Annotated in this window: 15 protein-coding genes; 5 read left to right on the top strand and 10 right to left on the bottom strand. The window is 61.7% G+C overall.

Annotated features, from left to right (window positions below; all coding sequences use genetic code 11):
* Positions 1–3 precede the first annotated feature (3 nt).
* On the top strand, positions 4–903 hold the full coding sequence (locus DBR16_RS01830; RefSeq protein ID WP_109259531.1) for a hydroxymethylglutaryl-CoA lyase: 900 nt from the start codon (positions 4–6) through the stop codon (positions 901–903).
* Here DBR16_RS01830 and DBR16_RS01825 read toward each other — a convergent pair.
* The 6 genes from DBR16_RS01825 to cysS form a co-directional block, all read right to left on the bottom strand.
* On the bottom strand, positions 900–1,754 hold the full coding sequence (locus tag DBR16_RS01825) for a glycosyltransferase (RefSeq protein WP_161539367.1): 855 nt from the start codon (positions 1,752–1,754) through the stop codon (positions 900–902). The genes DBR16_RS01830 and DBR16_RS01825 overlap by 4 nt on opposite strands.
* 2 nt (positions 1,755–1,756) lie before the next feature.
* On the bottom strand, positions 1,757–2,977 hold the full coding sequence (locus DBR16_RS01820; RefSeq protein WP_109259530.1) for an O-antigen ligase family protein: 1,221 nt from the start codon (positions 2,975–2,977) through the stop codon (positions 1,757–1,759).
* Between the two features lie 12 nt (positions 2,978–2,989).
* Positions 2,990–4,921: a threonine--tRNA ligase gene (gene thrS, locus DBR16_RS01815; protein ID WP_109259529.1), complete on the bottom strand. Its 1,932-nt coding sequence runs from the start codon at positions 4,919–4,921 to the stop codon at positions 2,990–2,992.
* Positions 4,918–5,268 carry a membrane protein insertion efficiency factor YidD gene (gene yidD, locus DBR16_RS01810; RefSeq protein ID WP_109259528.1) on the bottom strand — a complete coding sequence of 117 codons (351 nt, stop codon included), beginning with the start codon at positions 5,266–5,268 and terminating at the stop codon, positions 4,918–4,920. Before yidD ends, thrS begins: the two co-directional genes overlap by 4 nt.
* 124 nt (positions 5,269–5,392) lie before the next feature.
* Complete coding sequence (locus tag DBR16_RS01805) at positions 5,393–5,830, bottom strand: iron-sulfur cluster assembly scaffold protein (RefSeq protein WP_109259527.1); 438 nt, start codon at positions 5,828–5,830, stop codon at positions 5,393–5,395.
* A gap of 213 nt (positions 5,831–6,043) precedes the next feature.
* The gene (cysS, locus tag DBR16_RS01800) at positions 6,044–7,420 is read right to left on the bottom strand and encodes a cysteine--tRNA ligase (RefSeq protein ID WP_109259526.1); all 1,377 of its coding nucleotides are present in this window, start codon (positions 7,418–7,420) and stop codon (positions 6,044–6,046) included.
* 219 nt (positions 7,421–7,639) lie between these two features.
* Here cysS and folE point away from each other — a divergent pair, with 219 nt between their 5' ends.
* Both folE and DBR16_RS01790 read left to right on the top strand, forming a co-directional pair.
* Positions 7,640–8,257, top strand: coding sequence for a GTP cyclohydrolase I FolE (gene folE, locus DBR16_RS01795; protein WP_109260005.1), 618 nt, complete (start codon positions 7,640–7,642; stop codon positions 8,255–8,257).
* 48 nt (positions 8,258–8,305) lie between these two features.
* Positions 8,306–9,298, top strand: a complete 993-nt coding sequence (locus DBR16_RS01790) for an RluA family pseudouridine synthase (RefSeq protein WP_109259525.1) — start codon at positions 8,306–8,308, stop codon at positions 9,296–9,298.
* On the opposite strand, the gene DBR16_RS01785 is transcribed toward DBR16_RS01790, so the two are convergent.
* The gene (locus DBR16_RS01785) at positions 9,295–10,056 is read right to left on the bottom strand and encodes a cupin domain-containing protein (protein WP_109259524.1); all 762 of its coding nucleotides are present in this window, start codon (positions 10,054–10,056) and stop codon (positions 9,295–9,297) included. The genes DBR16_RS01790 and DBR16_RS01785 overlap by 4 nt on opposite strands.
* Positions 10,057–10,197: 141 nt before the next feature.
* The gene (locus DBR16_RS01780) at positions 10,198–10,848 is read right to left on the bottom strand and encodes a TetR/AcrR family transcriptional regulator (protein ID WP_109259523.1); all 651 of its coding nucleotides are present in this window, start codon (positions 10,846–10,848) and stop codon (positions 10,198–10,200) included.
* A 167-nt stretch (positions 10,849–11,015) separates the two neighbouring features.
* Between DBR16_RS01780 and rpoH the strand changes: the two genes are divergently transcribed.
* Positions 11,016–11,912: an RNA polymerase sigma factor RpoH gene (gene rpoH, locus DBR16_RS01775; RefSeq protein ID WP_109259522.1), complete on the top strand. Its 897-nt coding sequence runs from the start codon at positions 11,016–11,018 to the stop codon at positions 11,910–11,912.
* A 63-nt stretch (positions 11,913–11,975) separates the two neighbouring features.
* Positions 11,976–12,980 (top strand): DUF481 domain-containing protein, encoded by a 1,005-nt coding sequence (locus DBR16_RS01770; RefSeq protein ID WP_109259521.1) that lies wholly within the window; start codon positions 11,976–11,978, stop codon positions 12,978–12,980.
* Here DBR16_RS01770 and DBR16_RS01765 read toward each other — a convergent pair.
* Both DBR16_RS01765 and DBR16_RS01760 read right to left on the bottom strand, forming a co-directional pair.
* Positions 12,977–13,618, bottom strand: coding sequence for a lysoplasmalogenase (locus tag DBR16_RS01765; protein WP_109259520.1), 642 nt, complete (start codon positions 13,616–13,618; stop codon positions 12,977–12,979). The genes DBR16_RS01770 and DBR16_RS01765 overlap by 4 nt on opposite strands.
* A 3-nt stretch (positions 13,619–13,621) precedes the next feature.
* Positions 13,622–14,932, bottom strand: coding sequence for a trypsin-like serine peptidase (locus DBR16_RS01760; protein ID WP_109259519.1), 1,311 nt, complete (start codon positions 14,930–14,932; stop codon positions 13,622–13,624).
* Between the last annotated feature and the right edge of the window lie 192 nt (positions 14,933–15,124).

Here is a 15,124-nt window from a genome sequence, read left to right as displayed (position 1 = left end):
GACATGCCCCGCGCTATCGAAATCGTAGAGGTTGGTCCCCGCGACGGGCTGCAGAATGACCCGGTATTGATGCCGACGGACGTGAAGCTGGAATTCATAGACCGGCTGATCGGTGCCGGGGTCAAGCGCATGGAAGCGGCCAGTTTTGTTCACCCGAAACTGGTTCCGGCGATGGCGGATTCCGATGCCATCATGGCGCAGGTCCCGCGTAGCAAGGGCATCAGATATATCGGCCTGGCCCTGAATGAGCGTGGCATGCGCCGGGCGCTGGACGCGAAATGCGATGAGGTGAATTTCGTCATGGTGGCGTCAGAAGGCTTTGGCAAGCGCAATCAGAATGCGACGCCGGAAGAAACGGCCGACCTGTTCGACAAGATTGCGGTGCTCGCGCATGACGATGGCGTGCCTGTCTCGGTGACGATCTCTGTCGCTTTTGGCGATCCGTTTGACGGGGAAGTGCCTGTTGATCGTGTGGCCATGCTCGCGGGGCGTGCCGCCGCAGCCGGTGCCGTGGAAATCGCGCTCGGTGACACGATTGGCGTGGCCAATCCCTGGGATGTCAGGGAGCGGATTGATGCCGTGCGCGCCGCCGCCCCGGATGCGCGCCTGCGTCTGCATTTTCACAATACGCGCAATACCGCCATGGCCAATATCTACGCGGCTGTGGAGGCCGGCGTGGATGTGATTGATGCCTCGGTGGGCGGCATTGGCGGTTGTCCTTTCGCACCTAAAGCCACGGGAAATGTCGCCACCGAGGATGTCGTCTATATGCTGGAACGCGGCGGATATGACACCGGGCTGGATCTGTCAAAGCTGATCGAAACCGCCAAATGGCTGGAAACCGAAGGTCTCAGACATCCGGTCGATTCTGCCCTGGCAAAGGCCGGTGGTTTTCCGGGCTAACGCCGCAGAAGGCCGGTGATTTCGCTGATCAGGGCCCGCAGCATGATGGCCGTGAAAAGGAAGGGGGCAGCCACGATCGTCGTCATCCGCCCCGCAGCGCCGGTATTGAATTTCCAGAAATAGCGCAAAAAACTTCTGGCCTTTTCCAGTTCGACCGCAAACCGGCTGGCTCCGCTTGTGCCGCCCACATGCCGTACAATGGCATCGGGGACGAACCAGACGCTCGACGCGCGGCGGCACAGATCAATGTCCTCGACATGAAGAAAATAGCCTTCATCAAAGCCGCCAAGCTGATCGAATCCGGGTTTTGCCATCACGAAAGCGGCGCCGGACACGGCGCCGACCCGCAGCGGTGCCTCCGGCAAGGCATCGTTTTCCATTCCGAAAGGCCTGGCCAGTCCCAGCCGCGCCAATCCGCTGAAGGTTGCAAAGGCCCGCCAGAGCGTCAGTTCGCGGCGGCGCGATCCGCTCTGCTCCCGCCCATCCGTGCCGAGAATCCGGGCACCGGCGATGGCGGTAATTTCTCCGGGCGGCAGCGCTGCAACAAGCCGCCGGGCGGCACCGGTATCAGGCTCGGCATCCGGGTTGATAAAGAACAGAAAATCACTTTTGGCATGCGCCGCGCCGATATTGCAGCCCCGGCCAAATCCGAGGTTTTTGTTCGTCCGGACAATGCGCAGCCGGGTCTGGTCCCTGGCGAGGTCATCCAGCATTTTTCGGACAGCCGGCGGATTTTCATGATCTATGAGCACCAGCTCCGTGATATCGGGATCCGCGAGCACGGCCTTTATGGCATCAAACAACACCGGGCCGGTGTGCCAACTGACCATGATGGCGCTGATCGACGTCATGATCAGTTCACCTGCGGGCGCGCGGCCAGTAATGTGGTTCCACCGATGGCGACAGCGAGCGCCGCCGCATGCCATTCCTGCCAGATGCCGTAGCTGAAAAGGATAAAGCAGAAATAGGCGGACGCGACCCAGGCAATGGCGGCCGCCTGCAGGCGCGACAACAGCGGCGCACCGGCTATGCGCCCGCCCATCATGACGAGTGCCAGGGCAATCAGCATGGCGCCAAACGCCCCGGTCTCCATCCAGACCTGAAGCGGGGCGTTGTGCGGATGTAAAGGCAGGAGTTGCTGGACCGTACCGCGGATTTCCGCTTCCCCGTCAATCACCCGGCCGGCATCGAGCCCCCACCCCGTCCACGGGCGTTCGGACAGGCGCTCCCCTGTGAAGCGCCAGATTTCGAGGCGGATCTCCCAGGATTCCGGCAAACGTGACCGGATCGCGGGCGGCAAAGCGGCCGCCACGGATGGCAGGGTCAATGGCACGACGACAAACGCCCCGGCCATGCCGCCGAATATCGCCGAGAGCGCCCCGCGTGGCCAGAAATAAGCCAGCGCCGCCGCAGCGGATGCGGCGATAAAGGCCACCGTGTTCACTTCGAGGCCGAAACCCAGAGACACCATGCCGGTCAGCGCGATCAGGAGCAGGCCGATCAGGGGGCCGCCCTCGCGCCAGGCCAGTGCCGCTGCCGGCCCCGCAAACAATATGGCCAGCAAGGCGCCGTGACCGAGACTGCGATTGACCTGGTTGATGGTGTGCTGGTCGCCGGCAGGTGCGCCTTCGATTGCGATTTTATAGGCCAGGGTCGCCTCGCCGCCGGACACGAATTCGGCGAACAGATAGAGGGACGCCATAAAGGCCATGAACAGGAACATGGCTTCTGCCCGGGCCCGCCAGCGGCCCTGCAGATGGGCCACAGCAAACGCGAAGGCGGCGTAGAGCGGAAGTCCGGTGAGCAGCTTGATGGCCTGATCCGCCTTGTCATAGGGCGACCATGTCCAGCTCAGCGCGGCCCAGCCGACAAACAGCGCTGCGAGCAGAGCTTCCCAGGGAATGTCCCTGCGCAGCCGCAGGATCTGTTTCCACGGCAAGGCAATGAGGCCGCCGAGGGCGATAAAGGGTGGCACCGGCAGGCCGCCGGCAATGGCCGATACACCCGCAAAAAACATCACGATGACCGCTGTTATTCCGGGCCTTGCCTGGCCTGTATCCGGAAAAGCGGTCATCGTGATGATATCCTAGCTGCGCTTGAGGTCGGGCGGTGTGGCACTTTCGGCCAGTTGCTTCACAGCATCCTCCAGACCGAGGATTTCCTGTTGCTTGTTGCCTTCCCCCAGGAAGCGGAGCGCGACCTGACGGTTTTCGGCTTCCTTCATGCCGACAACGGCAATCACGGGGACCTTGCCGACAGAATGTTCGCGGACCTTGTAATTGATCTTCTCGTTGCGGAAGTCGGTCTTCACGCGCAGGCCGGCCTTGCGCAGCGTGGCGGCCACCTCCTCGCCATAGCCATCGGCTTCGGACGTGATCGTTGCGACCACCACCTGCAACGGAGCCAGCCAGAGCGGGAATTTGCCGGCATAATTCTCGATGAGGATGCCGATAAAGCGCTCGAACGAGCCGAGAATCGCCCGGTGCAGCATGACCGGGCGATGCTTGTCATTGTCCTCGCCGACGAATTCCGCATCGAGGCGCTCGGGCAGCACGAAATCGACCTGCAAGGTGCCACACTGCCAGTCACGGCCGATGGCATCGCGCAGAACGAATTCCAGCTTGGGCCCGTAAAAGGCCCCCTCGCCCGGATTGAGGATCATCTCGACACCGGCCGCTTCGGTGGCGTCCTTCAACGCCTTTTCCGCCTTGTCCCACGTCTCGTCGGATCCGGAGCGGACTTCCGGCCGGTCGGAGAATTTGACGATGAAATCCTCGAAGCCGAGATCGGCATAAACCGAATTCAGCAATTCGATGAAGGACGCCGTTTCGCTCTCGATCTGGTTTTCCAGACAGAAGATATGCGCATCATCCTGCACAAAGCCGCGCACCCGCATCAGACCGTGCAGCGCGCCGGACGGCTCATAGCGCGAGCAGGAGCCGAACTCGGCCATACGCAGCGGCAGGTCGCGATAGGATTTCTGGCCCGACCGGAAAATCTGGACGTGGGCCGGGCAATTCATCGGCTTGAGCGCGAGGACTTCCCCGTCCTCGGTCTGGGCCGTGAACATGTTCTCCCGGAATTTTTCCCAGTGACCGGATTTTTCCCAGAGGGCGCGATCAATGAGAGAGGGCGTTTTGACCTCCTCGTAATTCGCGTCTTCCAGCCGCCGGCGCATGTAGTTTTCCAGCGTGCGGTACAGCGTCCAGCCCTTGTCGTGCCAGAAGACCTGACCACGGGCCTCTTCCTGCATGTGGAAGAGATCCATGGCGCGGCCGACGCGGCGGTGATCGCGTTTTTCGGCTTCTTCCAGGCGCATGAGATGGGCGTTGAGCTGCTTGTCGTCTGCCCAGGCCGTGCCGTAGATGCGCTGCAGCATGGCGTTACGGTGATCGCCGCGCCAATAGGCGCCGGCGACCTTCATCAGCTTGAAAGATTTACCGATCCGGCCCGTCGAAGGCAGGTGCGGTCCACGGCAGAGATCGATCCAGTCGCCCTGGCGATAGATCGTGATGACCTCATCCTCGGGCAAATCGCTGATCAGCTCGGCCTTGTACTTTTCGCCAATGCTCTCGAAGTGGGCAATCGCGTCGTCGCGGTCCCAGACCTCCCGCACGAAAGGCAGGTCGCGGTCGACGATCTCGGCCATGCGCTTTTCGATGGCTTCGAAATCCTCCGTCGAGAAAGGTTCGTCGCGGGCGAAGTCGTAATAGAAGCCGTCCTCGATGGCCGGGCCGATCGTGACCTGGGTGCCGGGGAAAAGCTCCTGCACGGCCTGCGCCAGAATATGCGCCGCATCATGGCGGATCACTTCCAGCGCTTCCGGCTGGTCGCGCGTGACCAGCTCCACCCTTGCATCCCCGTCGAGGGGGCGTGTCAGATCCCATTCCTGGCCATCGACTTTGGCGATGATGGCCTTCTTGGCCAGTGATTTGGATATGCCCTCCGCGAGGTCCATCGGGCTGGCGCCGTCGGGAAGCTCCCGGACAGCCCCATCGGGCAGCGTTACGTTGATCATGTCTCTTCGTCCTGTTGTTCGGACCGGCCGTTTGAAGGGTTCCTAGCCGCTTCGTGCGGAAGGCGAAAGCGGTGAACCGCCCACCAGGGCACTTTCGTCTGCTTTTCCGGTGCCGGATCATAGCCATGACTGCCTCCGGGGCGGCATCTGGCGATGCGTCCCAGCGTCAGCCAGATAGCCCGCCATGCGCCCTGATGGCGCACGCAATCGACGCCATAGGCCGAACAGGTCGGCTCATGACGGCAGCGCACGCCCAGCGCATAGAAAACGGGCGAGAGCGTCCATTGATAGACGCGCACGGCCGCGATTAGTATCGCGCTGAAGGGTTTGAATGACGATCCACTCATCGGCTTGGCTGATCCTGACCAGCAGCGGAAAACACAGGCTGGCCGGTTGTGTATGTGATTTGGCGGGATTCGGGAATTCCGGACCGGCGGGAAATGTCTGCTGGCAGGGCAGACGCCACCGGCCCTAACCGGTCGCGGTGGGGGTCAGCGCGGTCTCACACGCTTCTGCGGCGGCCTCGAACGCCAGCCTTATGGAGGCATGACGGGCCGGATACTCACGCGCGGCGTCCAGTTCGGACAGGGCGGCAAAACGGCCTTGCGGCGCGGGACCGCCCTTCAGCATGGCGGCCAGCGCGTCGCGGGCCTCGCGGATCTCGTCCACAGACGCGCCGATGGCATTCGCCCCCAGCACCGAGGCCGAGGCCTGGCCCAGCGCGCAGGCTTTCACCTCGAGGCCGATATCGGCGATGCGGTCCTTTTCAAGCCGCACATCCACCTCCACCGCCGAGCCGCACAGGCGGGAGACACGGCGCGCAGACCCATCGGCGCGGGCGAGCCGGCCGATATGCGGAATCTCCGCGGCGAGACGTAAAATCCCGCTGGAATAGAGTGCGTCTTTCATTGTGGCAGGGGATATAAGCGAATTGTGGCAGAAGTGCTACCTTCCATGCCGCGCTGCGGCCAAATACTCGCTATGCGCGTCCTGCTCCGGCTTGACCGGAGCATCTCGTGATCAAGGAGACCCTCCGATCAAGTCGGAGGGAGTCGCGGATTCTGATCCGTGAGTGCTGATCGGCCAGCCGCCCGCCGTAAACAGGGGAGGAAAACCCTGCGGTTACCCCATCCGCCAGGTGGTGCCTTCCGGGCCGTCATCGACAAGGACCTTGCGTTTATCCAGCGCCTCGCGGAGGGCATCGGCCTTTGCGAAGTCCTTGGCCTGTCGCGCTGCGGTGCGGTCGAGAATGAGCTGGTCAATCTCCGCGCGGTCTTCCGGTGACAGCGCGTCAATGCCGAACCAGGCATCGGGCGAGCTGGTCAGCAGGCCCAGTGCATGACCGCCCGCCAGCAGCGACGCGGCCGCCGCCTGCCGTGCCTCGTCCGTTTCCGCCCGGTTGGCCTCACCCGCCAGCGCAAAGAGCGCCGCCAGTGCCTTTGGCGTGTTGAGATCATCGGCCAGAGCCGCTTCCACCGCTTCGGGCACGTCAGCGGCGGGCTTGGCCTCGATCCGGCGCAGCACGCCATAGAGGCGGTCCAGCGATTTCTGCGAGGTGTGCAAGAGCTTCTGTGTCCAGTCGAGCGGCGCACGGTAATGCGCCGTCAGCAAGGCATAGCGCAGCACTTCGCCGGGCCAGTCCCTGATCAGGTCATGGACGAGTTTCACATTGCCCAGTGATTTGGACATCTTGGTAGAGTCCATCGACAGAAAGCCATTGTGCAGCCAGAAGCGCGCCATCGCCTTGCCGCCATGGGCGCAGACCGATTGTGCGATCTCGTTTTCATGGTGCGGGAATTTGAGGTCGGTGCCGCCGCCATGAATGTCGAAAATCTCGCCGAGATGTTTTTCCGCCATAGCCGAGCATTCGATATGCCAGCCCGGACGGCCGCGGCCCCAGGGGCTGTCCCAGCCGGGCTCGCCGTCTTTTGCCGGCTTCCACATGACGAAATCGGCCGGGTCCTTCTTGTAGGGGGCGACTTCCACCCGTGCACCGGCGATCATGTCCTCGCGGTCGCGCTTCGACAGCGCGCCATAGCGGTCATAGCTCTGCACGGAAAACAGGACATGGCCTTCCGCCTCATAGGCATGCCCGCTCTCGATGAGGCGGGCGATCATGTCGGTCATCTCGCCGATATGCTCTGTGGCATGCGGTTCCAGCGTCGGCGGCAGGACGCCGAGCGCGCCGGTATCCCGGCGGTAGATGTCCGCGAATTTGCGGGTGATGGCCTCGATCGGCTCGTCGCGTTCACGCGCTGCCTCGATGATCTTGTCATCCACATCGGTGATGTTGCGCGCATAGATGACATGGTCTGCGCCATAGGTGCGTTGCAACAGGCGGAACAGCACGTCGAACACGACCGGCGGACGGGCATTGCCGATATGGGCGTAGGACCAGACCGTCGGCCCGCAAACATACATCGTCACCCGTTTCGGATCGCCAGGCACGAAGGCCCGTTTCTGTCCCGTCAGCGTGTCGTGCAGTTGAAGCGTCGGCATGTGAGCCAGTCCTATCGTTTCCAGACATTTGCGTATAAAGTCGCTCCCCTCCCTATGGACGGCGCGAATTCACGCCCTACATAGCGGTCTCGCACGGTAAGCGAAACCGGAAGAACTTCGGGCGGCTGAGTTTTGACGTCCTGTACTTCGGTCCGGAAACCGGAACTACACGGAATGTGAAGGCATTCCCAACCCGAAAACGGAAGGATCATGGTCAACATGGACGCCCAAACACCTGTCAATCTGCGCCCCGACACCGCAGCTCCCGCCCGCCCCAGCCGCGAAGAGGCCGAAGCCGCTGTGCGCACGCTGATCGCCTGGGCCGGGGATAATCCCAATCGCGAAGGCCTGCTGGATACGCCCAAGCGCGTCGCCAAGGCGTTCGAGGAATGGTTCTCCGGCTATGCCGCCGATCCGGCGAAAGAGCTGTCGCGCGTCTTCGAAGACGTTCAGGGCTATGACGATATGGTGATGCTCACCAATATCGATGTTGAAAGCCATTGCGAACACCATCTCGCCCCGATCATGGGCGTGGCGCATGTCGCCTATCTGCCGCGCAAGAATGTGGTCGGCATTTCCAAGATTGCCCGCGTGGTGGAGATTTTCTCCAAGCGCCTGCAAACGCAGGAAACCATGACTGCGCAAATCGCCGATTCCATCATGGAAGCCATGGATGCGCGCGGCGTGGCGGTGCTGATCGACGCCAAGCACCAGTGCATGACGACGCGCGGTGTGCATCACCCCAATGTCTCGACCATCACCACCACCTTTGCCGGCGAGTTCAAGTCCGATGACGAGCTGCGCGGGCGTTTCATGCGTCTGGTGGAGCGGGCGTAGAAGCCACAGACACGTGACGGGGCGGGAAAGTTGCGCTAACCCGCGCGCATGACCGCCCCCATCACCCTGATTGCCCCGGCCAAAGGCCTGCGTCTCGACCGCTGGCTGGCGGACGAGCTGGAAGAGTATTCGCGCTCGCGCTTCAAGGCGCTGATCGAGGACGGTCAGGTCAGCTGCAATGGCGTGCCCGTCACCAATGCGGCAGCCAAGACGCTGGCAGGGGCTGAATATGTCATCACCATCCCGCCCCTGGCCGCGCCCGAGCCGAAGCCGGAAGCGATTCCGCTGGAGGTGGCGTTCGAGGATGAGCATCTGATCATCGTCAACAAGCCGGCCGGCATGGCCGTGCATCCGGCAGCGGGCAACTGGACCGGGACGCTGGTCCATGCCCTGCTGCATCACTGTGCCGGCACGCTGTCGGGCATTGGCGGGGTGGAGCGTCCGGGCATCGTCCACCGGCTGGACAAGGATACGTCGGGCCTGCTGGTGGCGGCCAAGTCCGATGCCGCGCATCAGGGGCTATCCGATCAGTTTGCCGCGCACACGGTGGAGCGCGCCTATACCGCCTTTACCCGCTCCTCGCCCGAGCCCCGCTCCGGCCGGATCGACACGCGGATTGCGCGTTCGGACACGGACCGCAAGAAAATGGCGGTGGTGAACCGGCAGAACAGTATTGCCGGCAAGCAGGCGGTGACCAATTACCAGACGCTGAAATCCTATGGCCGCGAAGGCGGGGCGATGCTGGGCCGGGGGCTGGCGGCGAAAGTGGAATGCCGCCTTGAAACCGGACGCACCCACCAGATCCGCGTGCACATGGCCCATATCGGCTGCCCGCTTCTGGGCGACCCCGTTTATGGACGGGGCCGCTCGCAGAAGCTGAAGGAGCTGGATGATGGCCGGGCGTTCAAGGATTTCCGCCGCCAGGCCCTGCATGCCCGCCTTCTCGGCTTTGTTCACCCGATCACGCAGGCGCGGTTGAGCTTCGAGACGGATCTGCCGAAGGATTTGCAGAAGCTGGAGAAATTCCTGGAAACGCTCTAGGCACCCTCGCCGAACATGAAGAGGAAGAAGTGCGCGTCTTCGTCATAAGGGTTCAGGAATTCGTGACTGACGTCGGCCGGGATGATCATGAACTGGCCCTCGGAAAATTCAGAATCCACACCGTTGATCCGCGCGGTCACGCGGCCATCCGTCACGATCAGGAGAGACGGGAACGGATTTGTACGGCTGCGCGGGTCTTCGTTGATGTGCTGGCCCGGCGAAATTGATCCGAAACCGGACCGAAAACCCGGTTGATAATAGATAATACCCGCATTCCCGCCATGGACCTCGCGCGTTGCCTGTTCAGCGTAATTGACGACTTCCGGAAATCCGCGGGTCCAGAAATGGAAAACGTGGGTGAGGATGGCCGGGTCAAAATCCGCGCCCTCCATGAGGCCGATATCCATCGGCGTCACATCGGTCGAGAACGCTTTGGCCATCGCCGTATAGGCGCTGATCTCCCCGCGATTGATCCGTTCGAGAATATCCCCCGTCGCCGTGTAGAAGAAGGTGGGGGATGAGGGATCACCCTGGCGAACCTCATAGCTGTGATCTTCATGGTCCAGTGTGACGGTCCACATTTCACCATTGACCTGGACGCCGAATTCCTCGTCGCCGGTAAAGGTGACGTCATTCATCACATAATCGGCCGCATAGCGTTCGAGAATGGAAGCCGTATCGGTGGATTGGGCGCTCGCCCATCCGGTGGAAAATGCGATCACGGCGGCTGCCGGGATCAGAGTTTTGAAAACAGACATATCGACCTCTCGTTTGTCCGAGCGCCCCCCGAGCGCTAACTAACCGGGTGTTTAGTAAACAAGATACCGTTTTGGCAAGTACTTATTTTTAATAAGGAAAATAAATTTTCAACCTGCATCCAAAGGCGGGCTGTGATGCATCTAACCGGGTTCGGACGGGTTTTCCGCCACAAGGCCGCGGGCGAGCATTTCACCAACGAATTCAGCGAATTCCTCCGGATCCGGATTGGTGAATGGCAGCCGCCCTTCCGACTGCATTTTATTGCGGAAAGGCCGGGTGATGCTGAAGAAGACCAATGCCCCCACAAGGGTCAGATGCACCTGATGCGGATCGGCCTCGCGAAACACACCCGCCATTTGCCCGCGCTCGACAATCGCCCGCGTGACCTCGAAATTGCGGGCAAGGCTGGCCGCGGCTTCCGGGCGCATCTGCTGGGTACCGGACAGATAATCCTGCACCAGCATGCCCGGCAGATAAGGCGCGGCCTCAAAGCCCCGCGCCAGGACTCTGGCGAAAGCCGGGAGTCTGCGGGCGGGCGGGCTGGCCTCCAGCGCGTCAATATCGACGCGCTCCAGCAGTTTTGACACACCGGCATCGAGGACAGACTGGTACAGACCGGTCTTCGAACCGAAATAATAGGCGACCATGGCCTTGTTGAGCCCGGTTTCGGCGGCGATCATATCCAGAGACGTGGCCGAAAACCCGCGTCTGGCAAAAAGCCGGCCAGCGGCGTCCATCAGCGCGGCCCTCGACGCTGCCGCATCCCTCGATTTCCTGTTTGTGCGTGCCATGGAACCAGTTTGCCGGAGACGCGGCCTTGCCGGAAGCGCCAATTGCGTTGAAACAAACCTGCGGGCGATACGTTTCGCTCACATGTCATAACTTCGCCGTGAAGCCCTAGTAATGCACAAAAGCAATGCCTAACTAGGCGTGGAACACGGAGTGTAAGGGGACAAAAATGGCGAATGCAATCTCCCTGTCGCTTTCTCCCGAAGAAGGCCTCAATCGTTATCTGACCAACATCCGGAAATTTCCGATGCTGGAAAAGGACGAGGAATTCATGCTGGCCAAACGCTGGCGCGAGCATGAAGACACAGGCGCGGCCGAAAAACTGGTCACTTCACATCTGCGTCTCGTGGCGAAAATCGCCATGGGCTATCGCGGCTATGGCCTGCCGATTGCGGAAGTGATTTCCGAAGGCAATGTCGGACTGATGCAGGCGGTCAAGAAATTCGATCCGGACAAGGGCTTCCGGCTGGCGACCTATGCCATGTGGTGGATTCGCGCCTCGATCCAGGAATATGTCCTGCGCTCATGGTCGCTTGTGAAAATGGGCACGACCGCTGCCCAGAAAAAACTGTTCTTCAATCTGCGCCGCATGAAATCGAAAATGGCCGCGCTGGAGGATGGTGATCTGAAGCCGGAACAGGTCGAGGCCATCGCCACCAAGCTGGGCGTGACCGATGATGACGTCATCAACATGAACCGTCGCCTGTCCGGCCCGGATGCGTCCCTGAATGCGCCTCTGAAGGGCTCGGAAGGCGATAGCGAATGGCAAGACTGGCTGGAGGACAAGGACGGCGTCTCCCAGGAAGCCGAACTGGCCGAGCATGACGAATTTGATCAGCGCATGCTGCTTCTGCAGGACGCGATGAGTGATCTCAACGAGCGGGAGCGTGACATCATCCAGCAACGCAAGCTGACCGATGAGCCCAAGACGCTGGAGGAACTGGCCGAAGTCTACAAGGTCAGCCGCGAGCGCATCCGGCAGATCGAGGTGCGCGCCTTTGAAAAACTGCAGCAGGCCATGAAACGCGCGGCCGCTGAAAAAGGCCTCCTCTCACAGGAGGCCTAGGGCTGCTCGACATCTCCCCCCGGGCGTCCTAGGTCCTGCTCCGTATATTATGGAGCAGGACCTATGTTATTGCGCATCTCTCTTGTCATTCTGCCGCTTCTCTTCACAGCGCCAGCCTTCGGTCAGGCCCTGTCCGAAGATTATCGGCGGCTGCTCGCCGAAGCGGCTGTCAGCCAGGATGATGCGGGTTTTGCGGAAACCGTGGACTTGCTGGCCAGGGTGGCGCCGGGCGGGGCAGTGGCGGTTCTGAACGCCCTTGCCGGCATCGCGCCTGACAGGCTGACCCTGGCGGAGAACCGGTTTGCGGCCACCGATGCCGGTGGTCCGAGTCAGCTCGCCGATGCGGGCGACCGGGAGGCTGAAGCTCCTGAAGCCGCGCCAGATGAAAGTGCTCCCGCGCGCGAGAACCGTTTTCTTCCCTTGCCGCCGCTTTCGGGCTGGTCCGGGCGGTTATCCGCCGGTCTGCGCGTCGATAGCGGCAATTCGGACCAGCAGGATTATGTGCTGGGACTGGCGGTAACACGGGATCTTGCCGAGTGGGGTTTCGAGGCCGGTATCGACTATGCCTATTCGGAATCAGGCGGCACTGTTTCCCGCGATCAGCTGTCGCTAGACGCACGCGGCGAACGGGATATCGGCCACCGCTTTTCACTCTTCCTGGGCGGCGAATTTGATCAGGACCAGCTTTCCAGCTTTGACTACACCGCTTTTCTGAGCGCGGGCCTCGCCTATCGCCCGGTCTTGCCGGAGACGATGGACTGGGTGCTGCGGGCCGGTCCCGGCATCCGCTACGTCTCGCCGGTCGCCGGGCCGGAAGAAAGCCAGTTCGCGCTGGACCTGGGATCGGACTATGAGTGGCAGGTCACCGATACCAGCCGCTTTGCGTCGGAAACCACGCTGCTGATTGCGGACTCCTCCCGCGCCGAACAGAAATTCTCCTTTATCACCGCGCTGAGCGAGGCATGGGCGATCGAGGCCGCCTGGCGCTACCGGTATGAATTCGAGCCGCTGCCCGGCTTCGAGGAAGGCGATTCACGCTTCGACATCTCGGTCGTGCGGGAATTCTAGGTGCGTTCCCGGACCAGACCCAGAGTCAGGCAGAATTGCGCCGCGACATAGCTGATCCAGACCGCCGGGCCGCGCCAGGCCGGGTCGTAATCCCTGAACAGGTCCAGCGCGATCAGCGTGTCGGAGCCGACGAATAGCAGCGCGCCGGTCACAGCCAGCCACCGCGCCTTCGACAGAACCGCCAGCACGGCCATGACCAGAATGATGCCATTATAGAGGGTCGCCGGAATGCGCAGATCGCCCATTCCGGGCTGGAACCAGTAAAGAATCAAGGCTCCATAAACAAGAATGACGAAGGCGAGCGGCACCCCCCAGGGCGACCGCACACCGGCGCTGCGCAATTTGCGGAGGAAGAGCGTGCCATAGAGGAGATGCGCCAGGCCAAAAGCCGCAATCCCCAGCGTCATGCGCGAGGGTTCGAGCGCCAGCATGGCATCGCCGATCGCCGAAAAGGCCAGTGCCATGGCCAGAAGATAGGCATTCTGCCGGGCCGCATAGACCGCCAGAAGGAGAATGCCTGACGCTTTCAGGGCCACTGTGGCCGGATAGGCAACAGGCAGCCAGCCGGCAAACAGGTAGGCAAGCGCCAGCAGGGCCGAAACGGAGAGAAGAAGGAGTCCGGACCGGCCCTGCAACATGGCTTATTCGCCTCCAGCCTTGCCGGTCACCGGCGCATCCGGATCCTGCGGTCCGCCCGGCTTGCCCGGTCCACGCGGCCGGGTGGAACCCTCGCCCAGCTCTCCGGAAAGGAAGCCGGGATAATAGGGCACCCACTCGTCCGACCGTGCCGCGATATAGATATACGGCCCGTCCGGATTGGCGCGGAAATTGGAATCGGTCGCCACGATGAAATACTCATCACCTTCGCGGATCATGAAGGGCGAGCCGGAATCGCCGCGCGTCGTATCGCATTCATGAGCCATCGTGTTGTCAGGATAGATGGCGATCATGTGACAGCCGATATTACCGGACAGATGGGCCCCCGTGTCATGGCTGTAGCCCGCCTGATAGATGTCCGCTTCCAGCGCCGCCCGGTCGCCTTCTTCATCGACCAGCGCGCGGATGCCGACAAAGCCGAGCTCATCGCCCAGTGGCTGGTCAATGCGCAGAAGCGCCCAGTCAGTGCCATCGATCTCGTCCGTCGAGGAATAGCGCGGGTAATCCCAGTCCGGTGACATGAAGTAATCGATCACCCTCGCTTCGCGCGGACCACCGGCAAGGTCATATCCCGTCTCGAATGTGCCCCGGGCATCAACCGAATTACCCTCTGCAATGCAGTGCGCCGCGGTGACCAGAATGTCAGGTCCGATCAGCGTTGCCGTACAGGCCCCGCCGGAATCAAACCGGACCTGCCCCACGACGACCCAGGGAAAGACCGAAGTGTCCATGAAAACGCGGTCATCATAGCCGAAATAGTGATCAAAAATCGTCAGCGGGCGCTCGCGACCGATACAGTCGGACCGGTCGGTGCGGCGTGCGCACGATCCGTCGCCGCCATGTTCGGCTTCCTGGCAGATGCCATCAAAAGCCGTGTCGCAGCTATCGGTCTGAAACCGCAGGCGGACCAGATCGCCGCAGTCGGAAGAATCCGTACCTTGCACGCATGCGCCGGTGCCAAGGCCCGGCTCATCACATTCACCATCATTGGCCCAGCGGCAACTATCGTCTTCCGCGCCGGAGAGAATGCGCCAGCAATCGGAATAATCCGTGCCTTCGGCACACGCGCCCGTGCCATAGCGCGGGTCATCGCATTCATTGTCATTGGCCCAGCGGCAGCTGTCATCACCGGTAATCTGCTGAGTGACGGGCGCTGTCGTCATGCCCGGCTTGGTCTGGACAATCCGCATCCAGCGTTCAATCTCGTTGGAGGTGAGCCGATCCTCCTCATTCGCGGCCAGTGCCGCCGGCGACCAAAGCGCCAACGCAAAAACCAGACTTGCCAATATCCGCATATTCTTCCCCGGAAAATACCCTGTCCCTGACGCAGAAACCTAGCGGCAGAAATCTGGCGGGTCCATGACCGAGTGCGGATAATTCGCCGCGCCGGGGCTTATCCTGCGGCATTCTGAACCGGGTGTTCAAACTCCATACAGCTTCGGTTTGCCAGTCTCGTGATTGCGTCAGGGATGTCGCATCAGGAGGCT

The sequence above is a fragment of the Hyphobacterium indicum genome, from assembly GCF_003129605.1.
GTDB classification, from domain to species: Bacteria; Pseudomonadota; Alphaproteobacteria; order Caulobacterales; family Maricaulaceae; genus Hyphobacterium; species Hyphobacterium indicum.
Note: the sequence above shows the minus strand (reverse complement) of the source record. Positions and strands in the feature narration are given on the sequence as shown.

What these genes read in the sequence shown, in the direction of transcription:
- yidD (WP_109259528.1), bottom strand. Translation starts at nt 5,268, where the DNA reads ATGAGTGGATCGTCATTCAAACCCTTCAGCGCGATACTAATCGCGGCC.
- DBR16_RS01785 (WP_109259524.1), bottom strand. Translation starts at nt 10,056, where the DNA reads ATGTCTGTTTTCAAAACTCTGATCCCGGCAGCCGCCGTGATCGCATTT.
- DBR16_RS01805 (WP_109259527.1), bottom strand. Translation starts at nt 5,830, where the DNA reads ATGAAAGACGCACTCTATTCCAGCGGGATTTTACGTCTCGCCGCGGAG.
- DBR16_RS01820 (WP_109259530.1), bottom strand. Translation starts at nt 2,977, where the DNA reads ATGACCGCTTTTCCGGATACAGGCCAGGCAAGGCCCGGAATAACAGCG.
- cysS (WP_109259526.1), bottom strand. Translation starts at nt 7,420, where the DNA reads ATGCCGACGCTTCAACTGCACGACACGCTGACGGGACAGAAACGGGCC.
- rpoH (WP_109259522.1), top strand. Translation starts at nt 11,016, where the DNA reads ATGGCGAATGCAATCTCCCTGTCGCTTTCTCCCGAAGAAGGCCTCAAT.
- DBR16_RS01770 (WP_109259521.1), top strand. Translation starts at nt 11,976, where the DNA reads ATGTTATTGCGCATCTCTCTTGTCATTCTGCCGCTTCTCTTCACAGCG.
- DBR16_RS01780 (WP_109259523.1), bottom strand. Translation starts at nt 10,848, where the DNA reads ATGGCACGCACAAACAGGAAATCGAGGGATGCGGCAGCGTCGAGGGCC.
- DBR16_RS01790 (WP_109259525.1), top strand. Translation starts at nt 8,306, where the DNA reads ATGACCGCCCCCATCACCCTGATTGCCCCGGCCAAAGGCCTGCGTCTC.
- DBR16_RS01760 (WP_109259519.1), bottom strand. Translation starts at nt 14,932, where the DNA reads ATGCGGATATTGGCAAGTCTGGTTTTTGCGTTGGCGCTTTGGTCGCCG.
- DBR16_RS01765 (WP_109259520.1), bottom strand. Translation starts at nt 13,618, where the DNA reads ATGTTGCAGGGCCGGTCCGGACTCCTTCTTCTCTCCGTTTCGGCCCTG.
- DBR16_RS01830 (WP_109259531.1), top strand. Translation starts at nt 4, where the DNA reads ATGCCCCGCGCTATCGAAATCGTAGAGGTTGGTCCCCGCGACGGGCTG.
- thrS (WP_109259529.1), bottom strand. Translation starts at nt 4,921, where the DNA reads ATGATCAACGTAACGCTGCCCGATGGGGCTGTCCGGGAGCTTCCCGAC.
- DBR16_RS01825 (WP_161539367.1), bottom strand. Translation starts at nt 1,754, where the DNA reads ATGACGTCGATCAGCGCCATCATGGTCAGTTGGCACACCGGCCCGGTG.
- folE (WP_109260005.1), top strand. Translation starts at nt 7,640, where the DNA reads ATGGACGCCCAAACACCTGTCAATCTGCGCCCCGACACCGCAGCTCCC.